This is a genomic window from Draconibacterium orientale, assembly GCF_900111425.1.
Taxonomy (GTDB): Bacteria; Bacteroidota; Bacteroidia; order Bacteroidales; family Prolixibacteraceae; genus Draconibacterium; species Draconibacterium orientale.
Map to the genome: position 1 here is coordinate 224,132 of NZ_FOHT01000002.1, position 25,082 is coordinate 249,213.

General features: G+C 41.6%; 18 protein-coding genes. 4 read left to right on the forward strand and 14 right to left on the reverse strand.

Going from position 1 to position 25,082, the window contains the following annotated elements; all coding sequences use genetic code 11:
- Positions 1–60: 60 nt before the first annotated feature.
- Positions 61–2,814, forward strand: coding sequence for an alpha-amylase family glycosyl hydrolase (locus BMW53_RS02435; RefSeq protein WP_038557475.1), 2,754 nt, complete (start codon positions 61–63; stop codon positions 2,812–2,814).
- A gap of 272 nt (positions 2,815–3,086) precedes the next feature.
- On the opposite strand, the gene BMW53_RS02440 is transcribed toward BMW53_RS02435, so the two are convergent.
- The 10 genes from BMW53_RS02440 to BMW53_RS02495 form a co-directional block, all read right to left on the reverse strand.
- Complete coding sequence (locus BMW53_RS02440) at positions 3,087–4,025, reverse strand: PorP/SprF family type IX secretion system membrane protein (RefSeq protein WP_038557474.1); 939 nt, start codon at positions 4,023–4,025, stop codon at positions 3,087–3,089.
- Positions 4,025–4,936: a T9SS type B sorting domain-containing protein gene (locus BMW53_RS02445; RefSeq protein WP_038557473.1), complete on the reverse strand. Its 912-nt coding sequence runs from the start codon at positions 4,934–4,936 to the stop codon at positions 4,025–4,027. The genes BMW53_RS02440 and BMW53_RS02445 overlap by 1 nt, the downstream gene beginning before the upstream one ends.
- A gap of 10 nt (positions 4,937–4,946) precedes the next feature.
- Entirely contained in the window at positions 4,947–5,864 is a 918-nt protein-coding gene (locus BMW53_RS02450) for a hypothetical protein (protein ID WP_139178001.1), read from the reverse strand.
- A gap of 33 nt (positions 5,865–5,897) precedes the next feature.
- The gene (locus tag BMW53_RS02455; RefSeq protein WP_038557471.1) at positions 5,898–6,668 is read right to left on the reverse strand and encodes a hypothetical protein; all 771 of its coding nucleotides are present in this window, start codon (positions 6,666–6,668) and stop codon (positions 5,898–5,900) included.
- 24 nt (positions 6,669–6,692) lie between these two features.
- Positions 6,693–9,272 carry a PA14 domain-containing protein gene (locus BMW53_RS02460; RefSeq protein ID WP_081804802.1) on the reverse strand — a complete coding sequence of 860 codons (2,580 nt, stop codon included), beginning with the start codon at positions 9,270–9,272 and terminating at the stop codon, positions 6,693–6,695.
- A gap of 477 nt (positions 9,273–9,749) precedes the next feature.
- A complete protein-coding gene (locus tag BMW53_RS02475; protein WP_074780160.1) occupies positions 9,750–10,247 on the reverse strand; it encodes a DUF4252 domain-containing protein in 498 nt (165 codons plus the stop codon).
- A gap of 31 nt (positions 10,248–10,278) precedes the next feature.
- Positions 10,279–10,563, reverse strand: a complete 285-nt coding sequence (locus BMW53_RS02480) for a DUF4252 domain-containing protein (protein WP_074780163.1) — start codon at positions 10,561–10,563, stop codon at positions 10,279–10,281.
- A gap of 83 nt (positions 10,564–10,646) precedes the next feature.
- Positions 10,647–12,221 (reverse strand): PspC domain-containing protein, encoded by a 1,575-nt coding sequence (locus BMW53_RS02485; RefSeq protein ID WP_038557466.1) that lies wholly within the window; start codon positions 12,219–12,221, stop codon positions 10,647–10,649.
- 31 nt (positions 12,222–12,252) lie between these two features.
- On the reverse strand, positions 12,253–12,585 hold the full coding sequence (locus BMW53_RS02490; protein ID WP_038557465.1) for a PadR family transcriptional regulator: 333 nt from the start codon (positions 12,583–12,585) through the stop codon (positions 12,253–12,255).
- 63 nt (positions 12,586–12,648) lie between these two features.
- A complete protein-coding gene (locus BMW53_RS02495; protein ID WP_038557464.1) occupies positions 12,649–12,963 on the reverse strand; it encodes a hypothetical protein in 315 nt (104 codons plus the stop codon).
- 838 nt (positions 12,964–13,801) lie between these two features.
- On the opposite strand from BMW53_RS02495, the gene BMW53_RS02500 reads away from it, so the two are divergent.
- From BMW53_RS02500 to nadA, 3 genes are all read left to right on the forward strand, one after another.
- A complete protein-coding gene (locus BMW53_RS02500; RefSeq protein ID WP_038557463.1) occupies positions 13,802–17,068 on the forward strand; it encodes a TonB-dependent receptor in 3,267 nt (1,088 codons plus the stop codon).
- 19 nt (positions 17,069–17,087) lie between these two features.
- On the forward strand, positions 17,088–18,584 hold the full coding sequence (locus tag BMW53_RS02505) for a BACON domain-containing protein (protein WP_038557462.1): 1,497 nt from the start codon (positions 17,088–17,090) through the stop codon (positions 18,582–18,584).
- 165 nt (positions 18,585–18,749) lie between these two features.
- The gene (gene nadA / locus BMW53_RS02510; RefSeq protein WP_217642868.1) at positions 18,750–19,718 is read left to right on the forward strand and encodes a quinolinate synthase NadA; all 969 of its coding nucleotides are present in this window, start codon (positions 18,750–18,752) and stop codon (positions 19,716–19,718) included.
- Between the two features lie 311 nt (positions 19,719–20,029).
- On the opposite strand, the gene BMW53_RS02515 is transcribed toward nadA, so the two are convergent.
- The 4 genes from BMW53_RS02515 to BMW53_RS02530 all read right to left on the reverse strand — a co-directional run bounded on the left by BMW53_RS02515 (position 20,030) and on the right by BMW53_RS02530 (position 24,948).
- Positions 20,030–20,488, reverse strand: a complete 459-nt coding sequence (locus BMW53_RS02515) for a helix-turn-helix domain-containing protein (RefSeq protein WP_051567723.1) — start codon at positions 20,486–20,488, stop codon at positions 20,030–20,032.
- Positions 20,489–21,838: 1,350 nt separating this feature from the next.
- A complete protein-coding gene (locus BMW53_RS02520; RefSeq protein ID WP_038557460.1) occupies positions 21,839–23,491 on the reverse strand; it encodes a S41 family peptidase in 1,653 nt (550 codons plus the stop codon).
- Positions 23,492–23,620: 129 nt separating this feature from the next.
- Entirely contained in the window at positions 23,621–24,046 is a 426-nt protein-coding gene (locus BMW53_RS02525; RefSeq protein ID WP_038557459.1) for a deoxycytidylate deaminase, read from the reverse strand.
- 404 nt (positions 24,047–24,450) lie between these two features.
- A complete protein-coding gene (locus BMW53_RS02530; RefSeq protein ID WP_051567722.1) occupies positions 24,451–24,948 on the reverse strand; it encodes an SPOR domain-containing protein in 498 nt (165 codons plus the stop codon).
- Positions 24,949–25,082: the final 134 nt, after the last annotated feature.

The window sequence follows — 25,082 nt, forward strand, 5'->3', positions numbered from 1 at the left end:
AGTAAAAAGGTTGCCGGAGATGTATCCGGCAACCTTTCTTTTCTTAAAACCCGAAGAAACATGTTTCAGAAACTACATTTTGTCTGCCTGTTTATCTTACTGTTTATCGGTGCACAGGCTCAAATAATAACAACCAACCCTGCACTTCCGGTGGCCAGCCAACCAGTAACAATTACTTTTAACTCGGCCGAATCAACCGGACTTGGTTATTATACCGGCGATCTTTATGCACACACCGGCGTTACCATTGAAGGAAAGGGTCAATGGCAAAATGTAATTGAATCGTGGGGAAACAACAGCACCCAACCTCAGCTTACTTATACTGGCGATGGTGTTTATGAATTGGAAATCACACCCGACATCAATTCGTTTTACGGAGTTGAAGCAGGAGACAAGGTAACCGAACTGTGTTTTGTTTTTCGCACGGCAGATGCCAATAACCAAACAACCGATCTTTTTGTAACGGTTTTCGAAGAAGGGCTGGTAGTGAATATTACCGAACCCTCGGGATCCTCTATTTTTAAAGCAAACGAGGCCATAACTTTTTCGGCACAATCATCGGTAGAAGCCGATTTAAAACTCAGCCTCAACGAAACGGTATTAACCCAAACTACAGGCACCGAAATTACTACCACACACACTTTTACCGAGAGCGGAAACTACTGGCTGATTGCCGAAGCTACCGCCGATGGAGAAACGGTTTACGACTCGCTGGATATTTTTGTGGGCAGCGAAGTGATTAACGAACCGCTACCCGCCGGATATAAAAAAGGAATCAACTACATCGACGATAACACCGCAGCATTGGTGCTGTGGGCACCACTAAAAGAATTTGTTTACGTACAGGGCGATTTTAACAACTGGCAACTTTCCAACAATTACCTGATGAAAAAAGATGGCGACTATTTCTGGCTCGAACTAAATAATTTGGAAGCCGGAAAAGAATACGCCTATCAATACCTCATCGATGGAAACATTCGTATTGCTGACCCTTACACCGAAAAGATATTGGATCCCATGAACGATAGCTACATCGACGAAGCTACTTATCCCAATCTAAAAGCTTATCCCGAAGGGAAAACAGAAGGAATTGTTTCGGTATTACAAACCGCTCAAACACCATACAACTGGCAGGTAACCGATTTTGAATCGCCCGATAAAAACAAACTAGTGATTTACGAATTGCTGGTGCGTGATTTTATGACCGAGCATACGTACCAGGCCGTTATCGACCAGCTCGATTACCTAGAAGACCTGCGCATAAACGTGCTGGAATTGATGCCCGTTAACGAGTTTGAAGGCAACAGTAGCTGGGGGTATAATCCGTCGTTTTACTTTGCGCCCGACAAATATTACGGCCCCAAAAACAAACTAAAAGAACTGATTGACGAATGCCACCAGCGCGGAATTGCCGTGGTAATCGATATGGTTTTAAACCACAGCTACGGGCAAAGTCCGTTTGTGCAAATGTACATGGACAACTGGACCGTTACAGCCGATAATCCCTGGTATAATCAGCAAAGTAACTTTCAAAATCCGGATGCACAGTGGGGCTACGACTTTAATCACGAAAGCGCGGCAACACGCGAGCTGGTCGACAGTGTATCATCGTTTTGGATGAGCGAATACAAAGTCGATGGTTTCCGTTTCGATTTTACAAAAGGGTTTTCGAATACATCTTATGGTCCATCCAGTTGGGGGAGTACTTATGATGCTGCCCGAATTGCCAACCTGAAACGCATGAGCGATGAAATTTGGAAACGCAATGCTGATGCCCTGGTGATTTTCGAACACCTGGCTGATAATTCGGAAGAAAAAGAACTGGCTAATTACGGTATTATGCTCTGGGGAAATATGAATTATTCATATGGCGAAACAGCTATGGCTTACAATGATAATATTAACTGGGGAATTTATACGAGTCGTGGTTGGGACGAACCCAACCTGGTTACCTATATGGAAAGCCACGATGAAGAACGGATAGTATATAAATGCCTTAATTACGGAAAAGCTGAAGGAAATTACAACACACAGGATTTAGCCACAGCGCTCGACAGGGCTGAACTAAATTCAGTATTTTTTATTCCACTTCCGGGACCTAAAATGATCTGGCAATTTGGTGAACGAGGTTTCGATCAGTCTATTAATCGTTGCACCGATGGCTCAATCAGCAACGATTGTCGCTTATCGGAAAAACCTCCTTACTGGAATTACCTGGAAAACACCGATCGTACCGATTTGTTTCAGGTAATGGCAAAGCTTAATGAACTCAAGCAACAGTACGATGTGTTTTCGCCTGATGATGCAGAATACAGTTTGGCGGGCATTACAAAATGGTACAAGCTAAGTAAGGGTGATAACCATGTGGTTGGACTTGGCAACTTCGATGTTACCGAGAATAATATTGTCGTTACCTTTCCTTCGTCCGGAAAATACTACGAGTTTTTCAGCGGCGACTCCATTGAAGTTAACAATACAAATCAAACCTTTACGTTTGCTCCGGGCGAATACCGCCTGTATTCAACACAACAATTTGAAGAGCCGAGGATTATAACTGACATCGATGAACCGGAAGTTATGAGTAGCGATTTGCAGGTTTATCCTAATCCGGCATCAAGCAAATTGTCAATCGTTTCGGACAAAACAATTTCTACAGTTCAGCTGTATTCAATTGCCGGAACATTGCAATATCAGGCCAGCGACTTACGCAAAAATAAGCTTGAAATTGATATGCAGCATTTTACTCCGGGTGTTTATTTAATCCGCGTTGTACAAAACGGAAACAGCACCACACAAAAGGTTTTGGTAAAATAATTTCTTGAAAAGATACGATTCAGAAGCCGGGCTAACTCCCGGCTTTTTTTCTGTAAGTCAATTTGGTAAAAACAAAAAAGTTCACGCAGAGTAGATCACTAAGTTTTCGCAAAGCACACAAAACAGATTCTATACCTTTGCGAATTTTGCGCTTCTTCTTTTCTTTGCGTGAAACAATATTGATGCCCTTTCATCTCTGTTGGTGATTTCCGGGAATCATGAATGTTTTTTCTGTAAGTCGATGTTGGACTGCTGCGGCGAGCTATCAGGAGTTACTTTTCGGCGGTTGCCTGGCCAACACGGCCAAAGAGATCGAGATTGTAACTGAACATGATTTCGTGCGTGCCGCTGTTAAAGGCGCTTAACTCTGAAATGGTAATATCGTACGCATAACCAATCGACATTTTGGGCGAAGGATTAAACTTAACCAGCATACCGTATGCATCGCCAAAACGATACATGGCTCCCACCCAGAATTTATCGCGAAAACCACCCATCACAGTCATATCAACCGAAAGAGGAGCACTTTTAACCTTGCGCATCATTCCGTTTGTTTTTAGCTGAAAATCTTCGCTAATATCAAAGCGGTGCCCGGCCACAAAATACATATGCCGCTGCTGTTTATTAATGTAATCGGTTTGAACCTCTTCGTTAATAATTATATTATCAATAAGCTTCGGAACCGATACCCCGAAATAGGTAGTTTCTGAAAACAAAAACAAGCCCACACCAACATTGGGCAGGAAGTTTTCGTAAATATCGTGGTTAAATACCGGGTCGGAATCAACCGTTTGAAGCGCAACAAGATTGGCACGATAAAAGCTCACACCTCCTTTAAGTCCTAAACCCAGCTTAAATTTTTCCGACACCGGAATAAAGTAGGAATAATCAGCATAAAATCCGGTTTGTTTCAGCGGCCCTATCTGGTCGGACATCAGCGAGAAACCAACCCCTACATTTTGCTCATCGTACGAAGTGTTATAGGTAAACGAACGCGTTGCCGGAGCGCCATCGAATTCCACCCACTGGCTACGAGCAACCATTAAAATATTTCCAATTCCCTGCGAGCCGGCATATCCCGGATTTAGCACCTGCAGGTTGTCCATGTACTGCGTGTACATAGGATCTTGCTGGGCGCTGGCCTGTTTTACCTGTAGCAAAACCACAAGCGTAAGAATTAAAAATGCTGTTATTTTTATTCGTTTTCCCATTATCTGTCGATATATACCGAGCCGGCAATTGGTTTTTCTCCGTTTCCTAAATCCAATACATAAAAGTAGCTTCCGCTTGGCAGGTCGCTGTCGTCGCCGCCCTGGTTCGATTTACCATTCCAAAATAATGGCGATGTAGAAATGCCATATCCGCGGGCTTTGTACACTGTTCTTCCCCAGCGGTTAACTATGGTAATCGAATTTTGCTCAAATAGCTCAATTCCTATAATTTCAAAATAGTCGTTTACGTTATCGGCGTTGGGTGTAAAGGCTTCGGGAATGAAGAAACCGGCGGCCGTTACATACACAAAAACATTGGCGTTGTCGCATTTTTCGTCGTAGTTACATATGCGGTATTGAAAGGCATCGCTGCCCAAAAAGCCATTGTTTGGCGTGTACATTACTGTACCATCACCATTTATGTCAACAAAGCCATTCGCGGGGTCTTGCAAAATCTGTAATGATAAAGGATCGAGCTCTTGCTGGTCTTCATCGTTAGCTAGTAAATTGATTATTACCGATGTTTGATATTCGGTGGTATCGTAATCATCATTGGCAATTGGGGCCGAAACAACAGTTGTATCAGACCATACCGTTACCACCATAACTTTTCGGTTGGTGCAGCCGGTAATATCGGTTTCAGTTACCTCGAGGTAATAAAGTCCGGCGCTTTCCCAACGCACACGAATTTCATTTGAATTTGCTGATGGAATAAACGTAAAATCGTTTGAATCTGCTTCGGTGTCGGGGTTAAAGCTTGTGAGAATCCTCCAGGAATAATCGCTTCCCGAATGATTTTCGACAAAATAATTCTGTTCGGCACCTTCCATAACGATATAATCCTCCTGAGCTACCCCACACAGGGCAGCCAGGAGAATTATTATCAGTATAAAAAATGCCTTTGTTTTCAATTAGCTGGGGTTAATTATCAGTACTAATTCCTGAAGTTGCAGGACGAGCCTTAATCGTTTGAGTTCTTACGTCATTTCCGGTTGATGTCACATCATTTCCATTTCCATCTTCACCAGATTCGTTACTATTATCAACATTCGTTTCTGCGTCTTCAACCAGATTTACAGTAATATTATTAGCATCTAATCCTTCGTTTGTTGTTGAATTGTCTACCACAACTTTAATCCAAATTTCACCCGAGGTTGTTGCTGAAGTCTCAACATCAATATCGTTAACCGTTCCATCGGTTGCCAATCCCATTAAGTAGGTTCCATCAATTGCTGTTGCCCAACCCGCGGTAACAACAGTACCGGTTAATTCTTCATGTGCAATAGTAAACTGAGGGCTCCATGAAGTATTTTCCAGGTTAATACCATCTGCTGTAACTTTGTAATATACAGAGTCCTTATGATAATTGTAAGTAAAAGAATTCGTTTCGGAATCATAACCATCAATAGTAATATCCGCTGCACAAATTTCATAACTTTCTCCGTTGTCTGAGTCTTCATCCTCTAAATCAACACTAACAATATCCAAAGAGAAACTATTAACAGGAACAACTGCCAGTACTTTTCTATTTGAACAATTATTTGCTCCCGACTCTGTAACATGAACAAAATAAGTTGTACCCGGCACAGGATTATCCCAGGTTACGTCAATATTTGCATCATCAGTTCCGGCAGTAACAGTTACCACAGACCCCTCAACACTTGTATTGCCTGCAAAATCACTGGTAACTTCCCAGTCGTAAGTATTACCCGATGTAAATGTTACTGCATAATTGTGCTTACTTCCCACTTGTGGGGCTATTCCTGTACTTTGTGCAAATATACCTGTACTAAATGCAGTTACTAGAACCGCTGTTAAAAGAAAGACTAATTTTTTCATACTAATAAATTTCTATTGTGTGATTTTTAATTTTTAATTCGCTCTAATTTCAGATGTATTTGGTATTGCGTTAATGGTTTGTATTGCCGTCCAGTCATCACTGTCAACATCAGAAGTTTTGTATGTCAATTCAGTTGCTGAAGTAATTTCAAGATCAACATCCAGTACGGTGTAAATATCACCCGTTACATCCATTGTGATATCGACTGTTCCGGTACCGGTTGCACTTGTAATTCCGGTAATTGTATAAGGTCCGCTTCCTGACAATGTTCCTTCTGAAGCAGCAACATTGGCAATAGTCGCTCCAGTTCCGGGAGAAAGTGTAAAAGTGATTTCCCAGTTCGGATTAAAGCCGGCAGTACCGGTAGCCATATTAACGGTAAACTTGATGGAAGTTGTAGCATCGTTACTTGCATAATTCACTTGTCCATCAGCTGCATTACAGGTTGCTAAAGGATTGCTAGTTGAAACATCAAATGTATTTTCTCCTACCACAATGGTAACTTCTTTGGTTGTAATACAGCCTGTTTCAATGGCAGTTTCTGAAAACTGAAGCTTATATGTTCCAGCTGTTTTCCATAAAACCGTGGCCGTTTCGGTGTCACCATCAGAAATGGTATAATCGTTGCCGGGAGTGCCTTCAACTACACTCCATTCCAAGGTATTATTCGTAGCATCGTCAGCATCAACTGAATAAACATGCGTAGATCCTACAAAAGGAGTCAAACCTTCTTGTGCCATAGCCGTTCCGCTTAAAACGATAAACGCTATGCTTGCAATTAAATAAGTTAATGTCTTTTTCATTTTTGTTTTTATCTTTTTGTTTGTCTAATCTGGTATTATATCTCCGGTGTTTGGAAGTGGATTTACCACCACCGTTGTTGTTTCTGATAAATTTCTTGAACAGGTTCCGTCATCAACTGAAACCAGTTTTAAAATCAGGTCTTCAGTAACATTCACCATATTTTTCTGTGCTGTTCCTCCAGTTAATTCCACTGTTTCGTTTGTGCCATCGTTAATAGTATAAGCTACCGTAGCTCCACTTGTACCCGAAAAGGTAAAAATTACTTCATCTCCTTCACACACCGACCCGTTATTGGATGAAATAGTTGCTATTGGAAGCGAATTAACTGTAATTGCCCCGGATACAGAACTTATAGCATCCGGTGCGCAGTTTCCACTAACAACCACATAATAATAAAGGGTTCCGGCACTTGTAGTTAATGGTGTATAAGAAGGGCTATCGCTACCCACGGTTGCTCCTCCGCTTGTTGACGGGCTGGTATTACTAAACCACTGATAATTAAGCCCATCACCGACTGCATTAACCGACAAAGAGTTAGCCGGTTCGTTTAAACAATACGATTCATCGTTTGCCGAAGGTTGTGTTGTAATTAACGGAGCTACAGGTTGTGCATTAATTGTGAAAGTAGATGAGAATGGAGAAGGACAACCTGATGAAATCGTTCCTGTTGGATATAATTGCGACTGTGGAATAATTTCTAAAGCTTGACTTGCACTGCTCCATGATAGTTCAGCGACTGCCTGCCCCCCATTTTCATAAAATTCCAGTACAATATCATATAATTGCCCTGCTGAAAGGTCTATGGTTCCTGTATTGATGGTTGCCGCATGGTCTGTCCAATTGTTAATTACTTGCGTGCCATTTACCCAAAGCCGTATCCCATCGTCGCTATTGGTTGTGAACGTATAATTTTCGCTGTACAATGGAAGGATTTTCCCTGACCACCGAACTGAAAAGTTATCATTCCCAATGGGTGCTCCCGGGCCACCATTGCCCCAATTAAAACCTACTGTTGCGTCAGTTTTGGTTAAGGCAGGAGTTCCTGAAAGGGTCATGTTATTGAAATACTCAGCAGAAAGGCCATTGCCCGAATTTATAAGAGCAACCGTAAAAGTATAATCATTTTCTGCTAGCCCCGTTATCGTTGTACTTGTCCCTGTTCCTAATGTTGTGGTACTTCCCGGATTCTGTGTTACAATCCAGGTTCCGGATGAAGGCAGTCCGTTTAAAACAACATTTCCTGTTGCCTCAGTACAGGATGGCTGTGTAACGGTACCTATTGTTGGTGCTGACGGTACAGGGTTTACAGTTACTGTTGCATTTCCATTCATCGAAACTTCACAGGCATCAGTGTTGTGCGTACCAACAACTGTGTACGTTCCTGCAGCAGATTGATTGCCAAAACTGATTGCAGCGCCTGTTCCTGAAACTATATTTCCGGTTGCAGAGCTATTAAGATACAATTCGTAGGTAACACCTGTTTCCGAATCATCCAGGCCAACAGCTACTCCTCCGTCTCCGGCACAATACTCTCCTCCTCCGGTAACATTGTAAGCAGTTACTGCGCAAGGGGGCAAAAGATTCACATTATAATCTTCAGTTTCGCCATAAATATAATTTGTACAAGCATCCATTCCTGTTGTAGTCCAAGACTCTCTCACGCGTAACCGGGTTATTCCTGAAATTGCTATTGCAGGCACAATAAAATTAATTACACCTGTTGAACTACCACTTAAACTATTCAGTTCCCCAAGTTTTTCACCGGAATCATTAAAATCTCCATCTTGGTTGAAATCTATCCAGGCAGCGATATTGTTTTGGGTTGGATAGGTTCCAACACCTAATGTAATATTATAGGCCCCTCCAATTTCTAAAGATGTTGAAATATTACTATAGAAATTATAATAGGGATTCGGTAATGCCCCTGTAGTATTGTTTATTGATTCGAGCCTAACAAGCGAAATAAAATCACCTTCACCAGTTCCAGTTGTATAATCTGGAACACAATAATCCGGTGCATCACTCCCGGTTACCACAATATTATCAGCATAATAAGATTCAGAATTCTGGCTATTCACCATCGTAATTCGCAACCTTAAGGAATTACCTGACAGGTTATTTTGAATGGCAGTTGCTGAACCAAAATTATCTTCAATGTATCCGTTTGTTTCAAATGTATTCCACCCGCTTCCGTCTATATTGTATTCCAATCGGATGTAATCATTGTTTTCCATATCACCAGCTGCACTAATATCAACTGATATCGAAACAAAGCTAAAGCCCGAGATTTCAATTGGATTACCTGGATCAATTTCCCAGGTATTGTAGTCGGGATTATTATAAGAAGTATACCTCCCTCTTAATTGATTATCGATGACAGTTACTCCATACGCAATAGTACTATTAGATTCCTGTCTATACCCGGCAGCTATCCAACTGGTAACACTTCCCGATGAGCCGACACCAGTATTTGTTCCGTTTTCATATCCATCAAAGTCCTCACTCCAAATAACAATTTGGCCAGAAGCAGACTTTGAAAATGAAAGTGAAATGATTAATGAAAAAAAGACAAGCAAAGATACGAACCTAACCTTAGTAAACATCTGGGTTACATGCACCTCCGCCAAATTGATAGCATGAGAAATAGTTAATATGTCCCTATAGCACTCTGGCCTCACAATTCTTTTACACTTACGTTTTTATCTTTTTGTATTCACTGCTATTCCCTGCACATGAGAATAACAGCCTTGTTGGCTTTTCAGGAAAAATGCAACTGTTCCATTTTGGGCCTATTTGCATAAAACCTTTTGCCTGTGTTTTTATCACTCTGAAAACAACAATTGCCAACCTGCAAGCACTCGTTTCAAATATAACAATACAATTTGTTACATCGTGACAGCCAAAAGTAAAAAATTAACACAAACGTGTGAACACAGAAGCCTTGCCGGGTGGGGTTTGTTTCATTTTGGGACATGATTTGATATTGAGAGTCGCTAATTACAACAATTTACTGCAAAACAAAAGGTCGTTATAAACATACCAGCTTACAACGACCTTCCGAAAAACACTACTTATCTTGCTTATTCCGACATATCCTGCCCTTGCGACTTTAGCTTGTCGATATCGTTTACATTGAAATCGCCAAAAAACGACACAACAAAACTGTTACCGTCCGCATTTTCACTGGTGATAAATACATGACACTCGGAGTATTTTTTCTTTCCTCCCAGTAAATAGATCTCGGCATCCGAATCATCATCATCGTCTTCGTATTTCTCATATTTCGCAGGAAGGAGCGCAATAGCTTTTTTAGTAAACTCGCTATTTTTTAAACTTCCTTTTTCGGGATTGTACGACATAAACCGAATCCGATGCAAATCGCCGGTTACATTCTTTTCATCATCATCGCCTAAATCCATATCAATAGCATCGATCATATCTTTTGAGAACGAAAAGCTGGTAATTCCGTCTTTATTAGCAAACGCATCATACATTTTATCCGACTTGCTTTGTCCTGATGCCAATAATCCCGCCAACAAAAGACCAAGCGCAAAAAGTAGTGTTGTAATTGTTTTCATAGCTAAATATTTTAAACACGAAGACGCTAAGTCACAAAGCTATATTCTCGCTTTTCACTTTGTGCCTCCGTGTCTTTGTGTTTTTATTCAATTGTTTTTTCGGAATCCGATGCAAATCGCCGGTTACATTCTTTTCATCATCATCGCCTAAATCCATATCAATAGCATCGATCATATCTTTTGAGAACGAAAAGCTGGTAATTCCGTCTTTATTGGCAAAGGTATCGTACATTTTATCCGACTTGCTTTGCCCCGAAGCCAGCAGTCCGGCCAACAATAGACCAAGGGCAAAAAGTAGTGTTGTAATTGTTTTCATAGCTAAATATTTTAAACACGAAGACGCTAAGTCACAAAGCTATATTCTCGCTTTTCACTTTGTGCCTCCGTGTCTTTGTGTTTTTATTCAATTGTTTTTTCGGTTAGTCCTTCAGGTTTCATTTCCCAGTATTTACCAACCATGTCGCCATCCCAGGTGTTCGAAACATTTTCAATATCATGAATAATTTCGTCCATGTCGCTTCCAAGGAAAACTGCTTTTCCTTCAGGTACGCGTACTTTTATATCCACTTCCTGACCTCTCCATTTTGCCTCGTCGCCGATAAAGAAATACGGATCGAAATATAGCGTTGAATCAGTTCTTTCGTAAGTGTACACCATTTCTTCGCACCACTGTTTAGCATTGTCACGCGTTTTACCTCGTGATGAATAACGAACGGTTACCACAAAATCGTCGCCCGACGAACGGATAACATCCAACTGCGGATAACCAACCACTACTTCTTCTCCATCAATAACAGCCACTTTAAAACCTTCAACATCCCAGTCAATTTCGGCGTAATCATCCAATTTATCATCGGCTACCCGCAGATAGAGAGTCTGGCACGAATCGCACGAAATGGTTTCGCTTTTAGTGATTGATGAGCTTTGTTTGTAGTTACCAACCTGCCCCACCGAAAGAATTAACAGGGCAAAAAGCGATACCAACCAAACACCCGCCATCGACAGGGCAACTATTGCATTGTTCGATTTATACCTGAAAACCAGCTTGGTTCCGATATAAACAAGAGCAAGCAACGGAAGGCCTGTAATCAGTCCAACCAAAATCAATCCCCAGGTTACTGCACCGGGCTCAATAAAATGGTTCAACATATTGGGCACATGAATTTCGGGGCCCCAAATCAGGGGCATTCCTTCTACAAACGAATGGCCAATAATCATCGATGAAGCCAATCCAAGTATTCCGAAAAAACCGGAAATGATAAGGAACACACCAAACACAATTACAAATACTTTCAGAATAACTTTGAAAATATTATAAACCACATCGCCGGCTCCTTCCATCGACTTTTTTCCTTTCGAGTAGGTGTCCGATTCTTTAAATTTCTTATAACTTTCTTTTACTTCCTTTACCTCTTCCTTAATCGACTTTTCGATGTTTTTTACGGTAGCTTCCTGACCGCGCATTTCAAGGCGTTGAGCTGTATTAACTGCTTTTGGCACAGCAATCCATAAAATAATATAAGCCAAACCTGCAGCACCAGATGTTACGAAAAACAGAACTACCAGGATAATGCGCAAGATTACCGGATCCATGTTAAAATAGGCGCCTAAACCTCCGCAAACTCCACCCAATACACGATGATCGGGATCGCGGTACAAACGACGTTTGCGCTTGGCTTCCGACGCAATAGAAACATCTTCTTCGCCTTCTTCTTCGGCAAAATCTTCAGGTGTTCCCATTATTTCAATCATGTCGTTTACCCACTCAACGGTAATCACCTTTTTCTCGTCGGTACTTTTCGAGCTGAAAATCTCGGCAATACGCGCTTCAATATCAGCAATAATCTCTTTTCCTTCCTCGTCAACTCCAAAATGATTTTTCAAATTGATAAGGTATTTTTGCAGCACCTCGTAAGCATCCTCTTCAATGTGAAATATTGTGCCGCTTATATTTATTGTGAATGTCTTCTTCATCTCGTTTTTTGTTTGAATTTATTAGGATGTATTAAGCTTTGTTGTCTCTAATTGTTTGCACTGCGCCAACCAGTTCGCTCCACGAGCCTTCTAGTTCCACTAAAAAAGTACGGCCGGTTTCGGTAAGCTCATAATATTTCCGGGGTGGCCCCTGTGTTGACTCTTCCCAGCGATAAGCCAGTAACCCGGCGTTTTTCAGCCGTGTTAACAAGGGATACAATGTTCCTTCTACCACAATCATTTTTGCTTCTTTCAACGATTGAATAATATCGCTGGCATAAAGTGGTTTTCCGTCGAGAACGAGCAGGATACAGTATTCCAGTACTCCCTTTCTCATTTGTGCTTTTGTGTTTTCTATCTTCATTTTATGTCCCTTTCTATCTGTTAGTCCTCTGTTTTTATCACAATTAATTGGCTTTACCTCCTCTTAAAAGCCCCAGGTATTTTCCGAAACCATCCAGGCTTCCAGCTCCAGTGCTGCTTCCTCTTCTACCACCGGCTGAAAAAATGTTTCATTCATCATCCAGTATTCCAGCTCAAGGTCTGTTTCTATTGCCTCGCTGTATTCAAACTGTGTGGCATTAAACCTTGAATCGTCGGTCATCCATGCTTCAACCTCCATGGCCGGCTCAACTTCGTTAACAAAGTAATAGTTAGCTTCGGCAGGAATTACTTCCCCATCTTCCATTTCAGCGGGCGCTGCCATTGCCATGGCAATATCGCTAAATCCCGTATTCTCCAATAAACGTTTCCAAAATGTTTGTGCACTTACCGTAAAACTAATAAGAACAAAACTTACTACTACTGCTGCTGATCGTAAAACTGCTTTCTGAACATTGTTTTTTGTTTTTTGGCTTTGCGATTTTTTCTGAAGTTCGCTCTTCCTTTTCTGCTTTCTGTTTATTTTCTGTTTCCGTTTTTAAGACGACTGTTTTTTGTTTCCGTTACAAGCTGCAAAGAACTTTTTTAAAGATTGTACTGTTTTTTACATCGTTGTTTGCATTACAAATATATGTAATTAATCTAGTACTTTGCTACACATAGTACCATATTTTTCATATTTAATTTAAGCAACAACACCTTACGCACTGTTATACTGCAACTTACATCATCTATTATTTTTTAGCAATTTTTCAAGAAAATGAAAATCCATCCTCATTTTTAACAATAAGATGCAGTTATGCCGCCCACACAACGCATTCGAAATGTTAAAATGTGAATAAAAATGTTAATAACTCAAACCATTTGTTTAACAACTTAATTCGTGTTGACTTGTTTTTACTGAGCATTAATAAGAATTTTAGCTTGTTAGAAGTAGGGCAAAAGTTAAGGCATAGTACACAATAAGATAACATCTATTTAACAAAAACAATTGAAAGAAAAGCTTCCTTTGCTGCACGTTTAGGAAATTATGGGTAATTTGATTTAACAGTCAAAAAATAAAACTGTACACAACTAGAAAATGAAAACCACATTAGCGTACACAAAACAATACGTTCAGTTAAACCATTCATTCTCTATTGTCAATAAGAAAGACAAACACATACAATCCATTCAATAATTATTTAAATTCCAAATCTATGATTAAAAAAATCTGTTTTCTTTTAGTAGCATTTATTCTCTTTTCTGCTACTATTATTCAGGCACAGGTAACCACATCCAGTATGAGCGGACGTGTTACCGATGCCGAGGGAGCTGTTATAGGTGCAACGGTGGTTGCCACACACACCCCTTCAGGAACAATTTACGGCACTGTAACCAACGTGGAGGGCCGGTTCAACCTAAACGGTATGCGTGTAGGCGGACCTTATACTGTTGTAGTTTCCTTCATTGGATATGGTTCATTCACCCAAAACAATATCACCCTGAGCTTAGGTGAAAACTACGTGGTGAATGTTGAACTAACAGAAGAAGCACTGTCATTGGATGAAGTTATTGTATCGGCAACCCGCACAAAATTCTCGAATGAGAAAACCGGAGCAGTAACCAATATTACAAACGACCAGATTGATAATTTGCCTACGGTAAACCGCAGCATTACCGACATTACACGCCTTTCGCCTTATGGAGGCGACGGTATGAGCTTTGCCGGAGCAGATGGCCGTACAGCCAACTTTACTGTTGACGGCGCAAACTTCAACAATAACTTTGGTTTGAGCGATGCGCTTCCTGGCGGAGGTAACCCAATCTCTATTGAAGCCATTGAAGAACTACAGGTAGTAATTGCCCCTTACGATGTGCGCCAAACAAACTTTATTGGTGGTGGAGTAAACGCGATTACAAAATCGGGTACAAACACCTTTAAAGCAAGCGCATATACTTATCACAGAAACGAAAACATGCGCGGAAATGCTGTTGACGGACAGGAAATTGCCGGAGCACGCGAGAAAGACCGGAATACCTTATACGGATTCACTTTAGGAGGCCCAATCATTAAAAACAAATTATTCTTCTTCGTAAACGCCGAGAAGGAGGAAACGCCAACTATTGCTAACCGCTGGAGAGCTTCAACTGATGGTGTTGCTGATGCTGACAATTTTATTTCGCGCACAACAGAAGACGATCTTCAGACAGTTTCTGATTTCGTAAGAAATAAATACGGATATGAAACAGGATCTTACTCCAGTTTCCCTGCAGACGAAAGCAACAAAAAACTGCTTGCCCGTATCGACTGGAACATCACCGACAAACACCGTTTGGCATTACGCTATAACTACACCAAAAATTCGTCATGGAGATCGCCTAATGCATCTTCTATGGACGGAGGTACCCGTATGTCGGAGGCCAGGATGTCACAGGCTTCAATGTCGTATGCCAACTCGATGTATTCGATGGACAACCTGGTTCACTCATTTTCTTTCGACTTAAACAGTCGTTTGTCGGAAAACATCTCGAACCAGTTTCTGGCAACCTACTCAAAGCTTGACGATGTTCGCGGAACAAATTCGGCACCGTTTCCATTTATCGACATTTTGAAAGATGATCAAGCCTACCTTTCATTAGGTTACGAGCTTTTTACCTGGAACAACGGGGTTCACAATAATGTATGGAACATTAAAGACGAGATGACCTTTTACTTAGGTAACCATAAAATTGTTGGCGGTATTGCTTACGAGTACAAAATGGCCGACAATGCCTACATGCGTAACGGAACAGGTTATTATCGCTACTCAAGCCTCGACGACTTCTTAAACGAAGCAACTCCTGAGATTGTAAACTTAACGTATGGCTACGATGGTGAAACAAACCCTGCAGCACGTGTAACAAGTAACAAAATCGGAGCTTATGCCCAGGACGACTGGAGTATTACCGACAGATTCAAACTTTCGTACGGACTTCGCATTGATGGACTTATTTTTAACAATAACGACCTGATTACCAACCAGGCAATTAAAGACCTTGATTATAACGGCAGAAGTATTGACACAGGAAAATGGCCTGATGCCAATATCATTTTCTCGCCACGTGTAGGTTTTGTATGGGATGCTTCCGGCGACAAGAGCCTGAAAGTTCGTGGTGGTACCGGTCTTTTCTCGGGTAATTTACCGCTTGTATTCTTCACCAACATGCCAACCAACGGCGGTATGGTACAGTACCAGGCACAAATAAATGCAAGAAATGCCGAAAACAACGGCTTCTCAATGGATGAATTTGCCGGAGGTTTGGTAACCGATGCCGAAGGAAATGCAACAATAGCAGCACTTCACGATAAACTGGCAGGTTTAGGTTATCCTACAACTATTTCGCCTGAAGACGGAACAGTTCCTTCTTCTATTGCAGCGGTAGCTTCAGATTTTAAAATGCCACAGGTTTGGAAAACATCATTTGCAGTTGATTATGCCTTCCCAACATCGTTCCCATTATCGGCAACAGTTGAAGGAATTTACAACAAAACGATCAACGGTGTTTCTATTTCCGACTGGAGTATTCCAAATGTTGGAGGTTTTGCCCGTTTCAACGGTGTTGACAATCGTCCGATTTACCCGGCAGGTTACCGCTCTGGAACCAAAGCATTTGTTTTGGATAACACAAGCCGCGGTTATGGCTGGTCGGCCAATATTACTGTAAATGCTAAACCGGCAGAATGGGTTAGCCTGATGGCTGCCTATACACACACCGTTGCAAAAGATGTAACCGGCATGCCGGGATCGAATCCTGAATCGGCATTTACTTACGTTCCAACAGTGGAAGGTCCGAACAATATTAAACTGCACAACTCGCAATATACCACACCCGACCGTTTGGTAGCATCGCTTACTACACACGACAAGAGCGGTAACCACTTTAGCGTTATCTACGAAGCATGGCGTGGTGGAGCAAACGAATCATTTATGACGGTTAACGACATGAACGGTGACGGATACAACTACGATGCAATTTACGTTCCAACCGACGAAGAAGTGGCCAACAACGAGTTCCGCTTTGTTTCTGCCGACGATCAAACCCGTTTTATGGATTATGTGCATAACAACGATTATTTGAAAGATCAGCAAGGCGAGTATGCCGAAGCCTACAGCGTTTACTCACCATGGGTACACCGCGTTGACTTCAGCTACAAACACGATTTTTCGGTTAAAACAGGTAACAGCGTAAACAAACTGCAACTTAGCTTTGACATTAAAAACGTAATGAATTTCTTTAACAACAGCTGGGGTGTAGCCAAATACCTGAACCCTGAAATTGGTTCGGATGCCCGTATTCTTAAGTACGAAGGTGTTGATGCCGACGGAGTGGCTACCTTCTCTACACCTGCTTCAATCCATGGTAATACCAAAACATTCACACCAAGCTATACATTGGGTCAGTGCTGGTATGCTTCTATTGGTATCAAATATATTTTCAACTAATTTATAAAGCACAGATAAAATGAAACTAAAATATTTATTTCCAATATTCATCGCAATACTTGCCCTGATGACGAGTTGTAACGATGAAGACACAGTGACTCTACTTGATGAAATTCAGGTATCGTCGTCATACGTATCGATTCCCGTTGATGGCGGTTCTACCACCATTACCATAATGGCTAAAGATAGCTGGACATTAGAGAACACGGTAGAATGGTTGTCGCTCTCATCTACTTCGGGCAGTGCCGGTGAGTCAACACTTACATTTTCGGCCGAATCGGCCTTAGATGGTCGTACTGCCGAGATTTTAATCCAGTGCGGAGGCGAAACACAACGTATTAACATCATCCAGGGTTTGGCAGTAGTTGCACCTGCCACAGTAGCAGAGATACTCGCCGGCCCTGAAAGCAAAACCTACCAGGTAACCGGTGTTGTTACGTCAATAACCAACACCACTTACGGGAACTGGTATTTAGAGGACGAAACAGGTTCAATCTATATTTATGGTACGCTTGATTCAAAAGGGGGAGAGAAAAACTTTCTAAGCTGGGGACTTGAAGTAGGCGACGAAATTACAATAGAAGGACCTAAAGGTTCTTACAAAGGAACTCCTCAGTTGGTGAATGTAACCGTTATCAACATCAATAAATCGCTGGTAAAGGTTGATTCAACAGAAAACGCACAACTTCCTATCGAAGGTGGCGAATTTATTGCCTACGTTACCTGCAAAGGCGAAGGCTTATCGGTAGAAATCCCTGCTGATGCCGAGTCTTGGTTGTCAATTTCATCTATTCAAACCGTAGGAACAAATAGTGTTGTAACATTCAAAGCTGAAGCTAATGAAGCCGGAGATCGTGAAACAACGATCACGTTCAGCACTACTGATGGAACTAAAAACTACACATCACAAACATCGCTTAGCCAAAAAGGAGCCATTTTAGAGGTATCTATCGCAGATTTCCTTGCCGCCGAAGTTGGCAATACGCTATATCGTTTGTCAGGTGTTATTACCGAAATTTCCAATACTACCTACGGCAATTTATACTTGCGCGATTACTCCGGTGAAACCTATGTTTATGGCATTGAGGATTTCCAGGACAAAAACTTAAAACAGGGCGACATTATTACCATTGTTGGTAAACGTGGCGAATACAAAGGAAATCCACAGGTTGTTGATGCGGTATTGGAAGAAGCTAAACCTGTAACCCCTGCAACTATTGCCGAGGTACTAACAAAACCAGATGACAGCAACGTGTATTTTATGGTAACCGGCACAATCGCATCGATTACCAGCGAAACATACGGTAATCTTTATTTACAAGACGATAGCGGTGAAATATACGCATATGGTTGTTATCCGGGATATGGTGCAAGTGGCGATGACAAAAAAGGTCTGATAGCCGCCAAAGACATTAAAGTAGGTGATACACTAACCATGATTGCAGCAAAGGGTTCCTATAATGAATCACCTCAGCTTTCACATGGTTTTTATTTCAGCCACGTAAGTGCACAATAGAATAATCGACCATTATTCAATATAAAGAAAGCCGCGTTTATGCGGCTTTTTTTATGCTTCAAAACCAAACATTTAACCGATATCACTGTTTTTTCTTCAGGAATTTATATTTTTGCGCCCTGTTTATTCAGACAAAGAGAGATGAAACAGCTTCATATAGAGAAAATGTTGAACGAGAAGGGTTATATTGAAGAAACAATTGATCCGGGACTGAAATTGGTTGAAGAAATTAAACGCCTGAAAAAGGAAAAGAATGCTGTAATACTCAGCCACTTTTACGTTGAGGGCGAACTGCAGGACATTGCCGATTATGTGGGCGACAGCCTCGGACTGGCGCAGGCCGCTGCAAAAGTTGATGCTGATATCATCGTTTTTGTGGGGGTACATTTTATGGCCGAAACAGCCAAAATCATCAATCCCGATAAAAAGGTTATCCTTCCCGACCTGAAAGCAAGCTGCTCACTGGCCGAATCGGCTCCGGCTGATAAATTTGCTGCATTTAAAGCGCAATACCCCGACCACAAGGTAATTACCTATGTAAATGCAACGGCGGCGTTAAAAACCATGTCCGACATTGTTTGCACATCAGCCAATGCCCAGAAAATTGTCGACAGTTTCCCCGCAGATGAGAAGCTGATTTTTGCTCCGGATAAAAACCTTGGAAACTACATTAACAGCATAACCGGCCGCAGCATGGTGCTGTGGGACGGTGCCTGCATGGTTCACGAAAAATATTCGGTAGAAAAGATTATCGACCTGATGGACAAAAATCCGGATGCCGAATTTATCGCCCATCCCGAGTGCGAAAAACCGGTATTACTGCTGGCTAAACACATTGGATCAACAACTGCCCTGCTGAACTACGTACAGAGCAGCGAGGCAAAGAAATTTATTGTAGCCACCGAAAGCGGTATTCTGCACCAGATGACCAAAGCTTGCCCGGATAAGGTATTTATTCCGGCACCATCAAACGATTCAACATGCGCCTGCAACGATTGCGAGTACATGAAGCTAAACAGCCTGCAAAAGCTGTACATCTGCTTAAAACACGAACAGCCCGAGGTTACACTTCCACAAGATGTAATTGAAAAAGCCCGCATCCCGATTCAACGGATGTTGGAAATATCGAAATAAACAAGATTAAAGGAAAAGGATCGAATCCGTCTTTATTGAAAATTATACGGATCCGATCCTTTTTCTACTTAGATCTCGATGTCATTTCGAAGAAGGTACAACTGAGAAATCCGTTACTGGATGCCCCGACGCTTCCGGTCGGGATTTCGCTTCGCTCAACTGGATGCTGGATGCCGGATACTCGATACTGGTTACTCGATACTGGATGCAGGATACTGGTTACTCAATACTGGTTACTCAATACTCAATACTAGATACTGATTTCTCATCACCTTCCTTGTGACTAATGACCAGTGACTAATAACGAAACATCAACGCCGAAAATACCTTCTTTTTCGCCCATGCTGTTTCAGGTTCCGATATTCCCAGGCCTGCATTTTCTGATAGGCTCTGAAAAACTGCGAAAAGCTGCTTGGCGAAAAGCCCATGATCTGGCCTATATCCTTAAAACTAAAATCGGTATGTTCAACCAAATCGCAGGCTACCAGGCGCAGGTATTCAGTCATCCAGGCGTGCACTCCCATCCCCGACATCCATCTCACAGCACCATCCAAATGCCTGTAATTTACGCCGAGCAGTTCGCCATAGTCTGCAACGTCGCGCTTTCCATAATTACGAACCGTTTGGGCAAATAAATCCATGTAGCTATTTCCGCTGCTTTTATTTTCGCGGATAAAATCTTTCAGTCGCGACTTTTTATCCGGAAGTATTTCCACCAAACCATCGTAAAGTAATTCGGGAGTAATCGGGGTAAGATTGTTTATGGCCATTACTTATTTCTCATTAAATGAAACTGTTATTTCACTGTAAGTTAATACATTTAAAACAATTTTTCTTAATAATACTGCGTTGTTTCCTAAATTATCAGTTAATTGTTTTTATAATTCAGCGTTGTTTCATTAATTATCCATTATTAGTTTTTAGGATACAACGATGTTTCATTAAATATCAACGCAGATTTTTTAGGATTCATCGCAGTTTCATTGAATCTAACTTCCTACTTTTTAGGATACAGTACTATTTCATTAAATTTAAATGCCGACTTTTTAGGATTTAGTACTTTTTCATCAATTATCTTCTGAAAACTGCTCCCCTTACAGCCATTTCACGCTAAAAAAAGTGGTTTTGGATTTAATAAGGTAATAAGGTTTGATTTCTATTTTTAAATCTTGCTACTAAGGTTTTTCTTTATAGATAAGGTTTTACCTATTCCAATCAACTACAAAAAACCAAAAAGCTGTTCATCCCTATGCGATAAATAAAAAACCTTATTCTTCAATCCCAACCTTAGTAGCCTTTGTGCCCGATCCATCCCAAAACCTTATTACCTTATTGCCTTTCACCATCTCGGAGCCTTATAAAACCCGCTCCTGGTTTTCACACGAGCTTAATCATGTTTTATCCCTTCGGGATATCTACCCTTTGTACGCAAATATTTTAAGCTTAATTTTCGAAAAAAGGCCTCTAAATGAGGCGCATTACACATTCCATTTTCAATATGCTTTTGCATTTGCGCCTTTTCTAATGCTTAACATTAACCCCGGGCGACACTTCCGCCATCCGGCGGTGCGTTTGCCCGGGGCTAAATTACTACGGACTTTCAGCCCTATAACATATTTGCTGTCGGATTAAAATAATAAAAAGAGCGCTGAAAGTGCTAAGGTTTATGCTTTACAGACAAGGTTTTATGCACTGCTATTACGTTCCGGAACCCAAAAGGCCGTTGATTCTTACATGGTAAACAAAAACCTTATTCTTCAACCAAAACCTTAGTAGCCTTTGTACCTGATCCATCCCAAAACCTTATTACCTTATTGCCTTTCACCACCCTGGAGCTCTTAATACATAGCGCTGAAAGTGCGTTTTATTATAGCCCGGGGCAGAGTAATTCTTTGAATTACGTCGCCCTGGGTCAGGATGATTTGATTTGAATCGTCCGGCGAATGAAAAATGATCGAAGCTAATTGGTTCTTCCGGACGAAAGTTAAAACAGCTCCATTTAGAACGGTGTGTAAAAAAACGACTTCCTTAATTCAATATAGCTTTTCAAAAAAAATCCGGGGCGTTTATCTTTTCAGATAATACGGCCCGGATCTTTCTATACCCGCGGGTAAATAAACTTATTGCAACACCGAAACCACCGAATCGGTAGCCACCACATTTTCAACCATCAGGTTTTGCTGCGACACCTCAATGGCGCGCAACAACGTTTTATCAATCTGTTTGATAATCGGGTAAAAACCCTCTTCGCCCATAATATTCCGGGCAACATAGGCTTTCATTTGCGTGTTAATCACCTTTCCCGATACCTTTAAACCTTCGGCATCTCTTTTCACACCCTTCTCTTCGGCATAAGCAATAAATTCGTTCATCGCGTTATGTTCATCCATATAATTCTCGAACTCGTTGGCTGTAGTGAATTTCGAGAGCTCATCGCGGTGCGAATCAGCATAAGCATAAGCAAACGAATAAATCAATCCTTTGCGGTAAATCTGATTGAAATATTCCGAATTTCCGGTGGTATCAACCGGCACAAAAAAGTCGGGCATAATACCACCACCACCATATACCACGCGTCCGCCTTTGGTTTCATAACGCAACGAATCGACAAAATGAATGCTATCGGCCACCAACTGCTCCATATTGTGAAAACGCTCGTAAATATGATCGTAATACTCTTCGTTGCCATCTTCGTACGAACTTTGAATACAGCGTCCGCTGGGCGTGTAAAAACGCGCCACAGTTAAGCGCAATGCCGATCCGTCCATCAGTGGAATTTGTTCCTGCACCAGGCCTTTTCCGAACGAACGACGCCCGATTACAAATCCGCGGTCGTTATCCTGCATAGCACCGGCAAAAATCTCGCTTGCCGATGCCGAAAACTCGTCGATCATTACATAAACACCAATGTCGGAGAAGGTAGCTTTTGCCGAAGCATTGTAGGTTTTCCGTTGCTGATGAAGGCCTTCGGTATATAAAATAGGTTCTCCTTTGGCCAGAAATTCGTCAACCATTTGCAACACGCCAACCAGTGCTCCACCGGGGTTGCTTCGCAAATCGATAATTACTTTTTCGGCTCCTGCATCTTTCAGTTTCAGCATTCCCTCCATAAACTCGCGGTAGGTGGCATTCGAAAAACGGCTGATTTTTATAAAGCCGGTATGATCGTCAATCATGTACGACACATCAACGCTGTATAACGGAATGTCGCCACGGGTAATTTCAAATTCCAGCTCATCATTATAACCCGAGCGAACAATGCCCACCCGGACTTTTGAGTTTTTTTCGCCGCGCAAAAGCGACATCACCGTGTTGTTTTGCACCTTTACCCCGGCAATCAGCGAATCGTTTACACTTACAATGCGGTCGCCGGGCAAAACGCCCACCTGGCTCGACGGGCCTCCAGAAATCACTTCAATAACACGCACCGTATCTTCCTGAATAGAAAACTGTACCCCGATGCCAGAAAAATTACCGCTCATTTCTTCCTGCACTTCGCTCATGTCGCGGGCAGGAATGTAAGTGGTATGCGGATCGAGATTTTTAAGTATTTCCGGAATCGTACTTTCTACAATTTCGCTGGTATTCACACTGTCAACATAGCCTCTGTTAACCAGGTCGAGAATAGCAGATATTTTATTGGGTTGCGAAAATCCCATTCCATGGAATGCCGGAGTAGCAGCATTTCGGCTTAAAAGGTTTCCGATTAGAATACCTGCAGCAACAGCAATGGCGATCAGCACAGGTAAAAGTATTGTTGTTTTCTTGTTCATAGGCTTTCTTCAATGGCCGGAACTTCTGATAACAAGCCCAACCTGATTTTAATGTAAAAAATGGCGGCAAAACAACCGGCAGTGTAAAGAAAAATTTCACTTTTGCCTTTTCACTTGCAACTTTTGCCTTTAAATGTCAACCTGTTTCACCTCAATATCAGCACGTTTTAACAGGTTTATTCCATCCTCCAGGCGGTAGCTCTCGGTAAAAACCACACGTTTAATTCCGGCCTGAATAATCAATTTCGAACACTCTAAACAAGGCGATGAGGTAACGTACAAAGTGGCACCGTCGCTACTGTTACCCGACTTGGCCACCTTGGTAATGGCGTTGGCCTCGGCGTGTAGCACGTATGGTTTTGTTTTGTTGTCTTCGTCCTCGCATATATTTTCAAATCCTGCCGGCGTACCGTTGTAACCGTCAGAAATAATCATTTTATCCTTTACAATTAATGCACCTACCTGGCGGCGTTTACAGTATGAGTTTTGCGACCATATATCAGCCATCTTCAGGTAGCGTTGATCAAGTAACTTCTGTTTTTCGTCTTTACACATAAAAATTTTTCTTTCTAGAATGGGTATTTATTTTTTGCAACGATTACAAATGTAATACTGATTTCCAATAAATTTTGAAAATATAACACCCGGAAGCCCTTTGTTGTTGATTTTAAGAATTTTTAAAGATTCCTAATATGATAGTCCACAAAAAATAGGATAATGAAAAAGATTCTTTCGCTTCATTGCATTACGCTCAGAATGACATCTGGTTATGATATTAGAAGATGGAGGAGTGGATATTTTGGCGCCCAAATATCCACTCCTCCATTCGGCCTCCTGAATCTCCTGTCATTCCGAGCATCGCGAGGAATCTGAATCAAGTATATCACACACTAATGACATCATACAGAAACAAAAAACGCCGCATAAAGCGGCGTTTTCAAATCAATTTGAAATATTTTTTATTCTTTAATTAAAAGCCATACATCAGCGTATTTCGGGAAAGCATTGCGCACTTGTGCAACTCTGCCACGAGCTTCAGTTTCTGCTTTGTACGAATTAACACAAACACGGTAATAGCCGGTTTCGCTGTGCAGAATGATTGGGGTAAAACCTTCATCAATTAGCGTTGTACGGTAATTTTTTGCATTATCCAACTGGCTAAACGAACCCAAAATCACGAAGAACGTGTTTCCGGCGTTTGCAGTCTGATCCGTCTCGCTGGTAAACGAAACCTGCTCTTTACGTATTGCAATTGGTTTTTCGTCGGCTACCGGTTCGGGTTTTGCTACAGCTGTTGGCTGCGTGGTTGTTTCGCTACCCGGAACAGTAAACACTTTTGTTGGTGCTGTAGTGTCGGTAGTATATGCCGATTCGGCCTGACCCGACGATTTTTGAAATACCTTACATGAAGAAGCAGTAATTGCAAGAATTGCTAAAAGAACAACGATCCTATTCATCTCATTAAATTTTTATTTCTGTTTTTCTGTTTAAAATCCAACACGAAGATACGCATTACACCGGCGTCAGTTTTTGTAAACAAACGCAAGTTTTGCACAGCATGTTGTTCGCAACTAAAAAATTTATTTCGGGG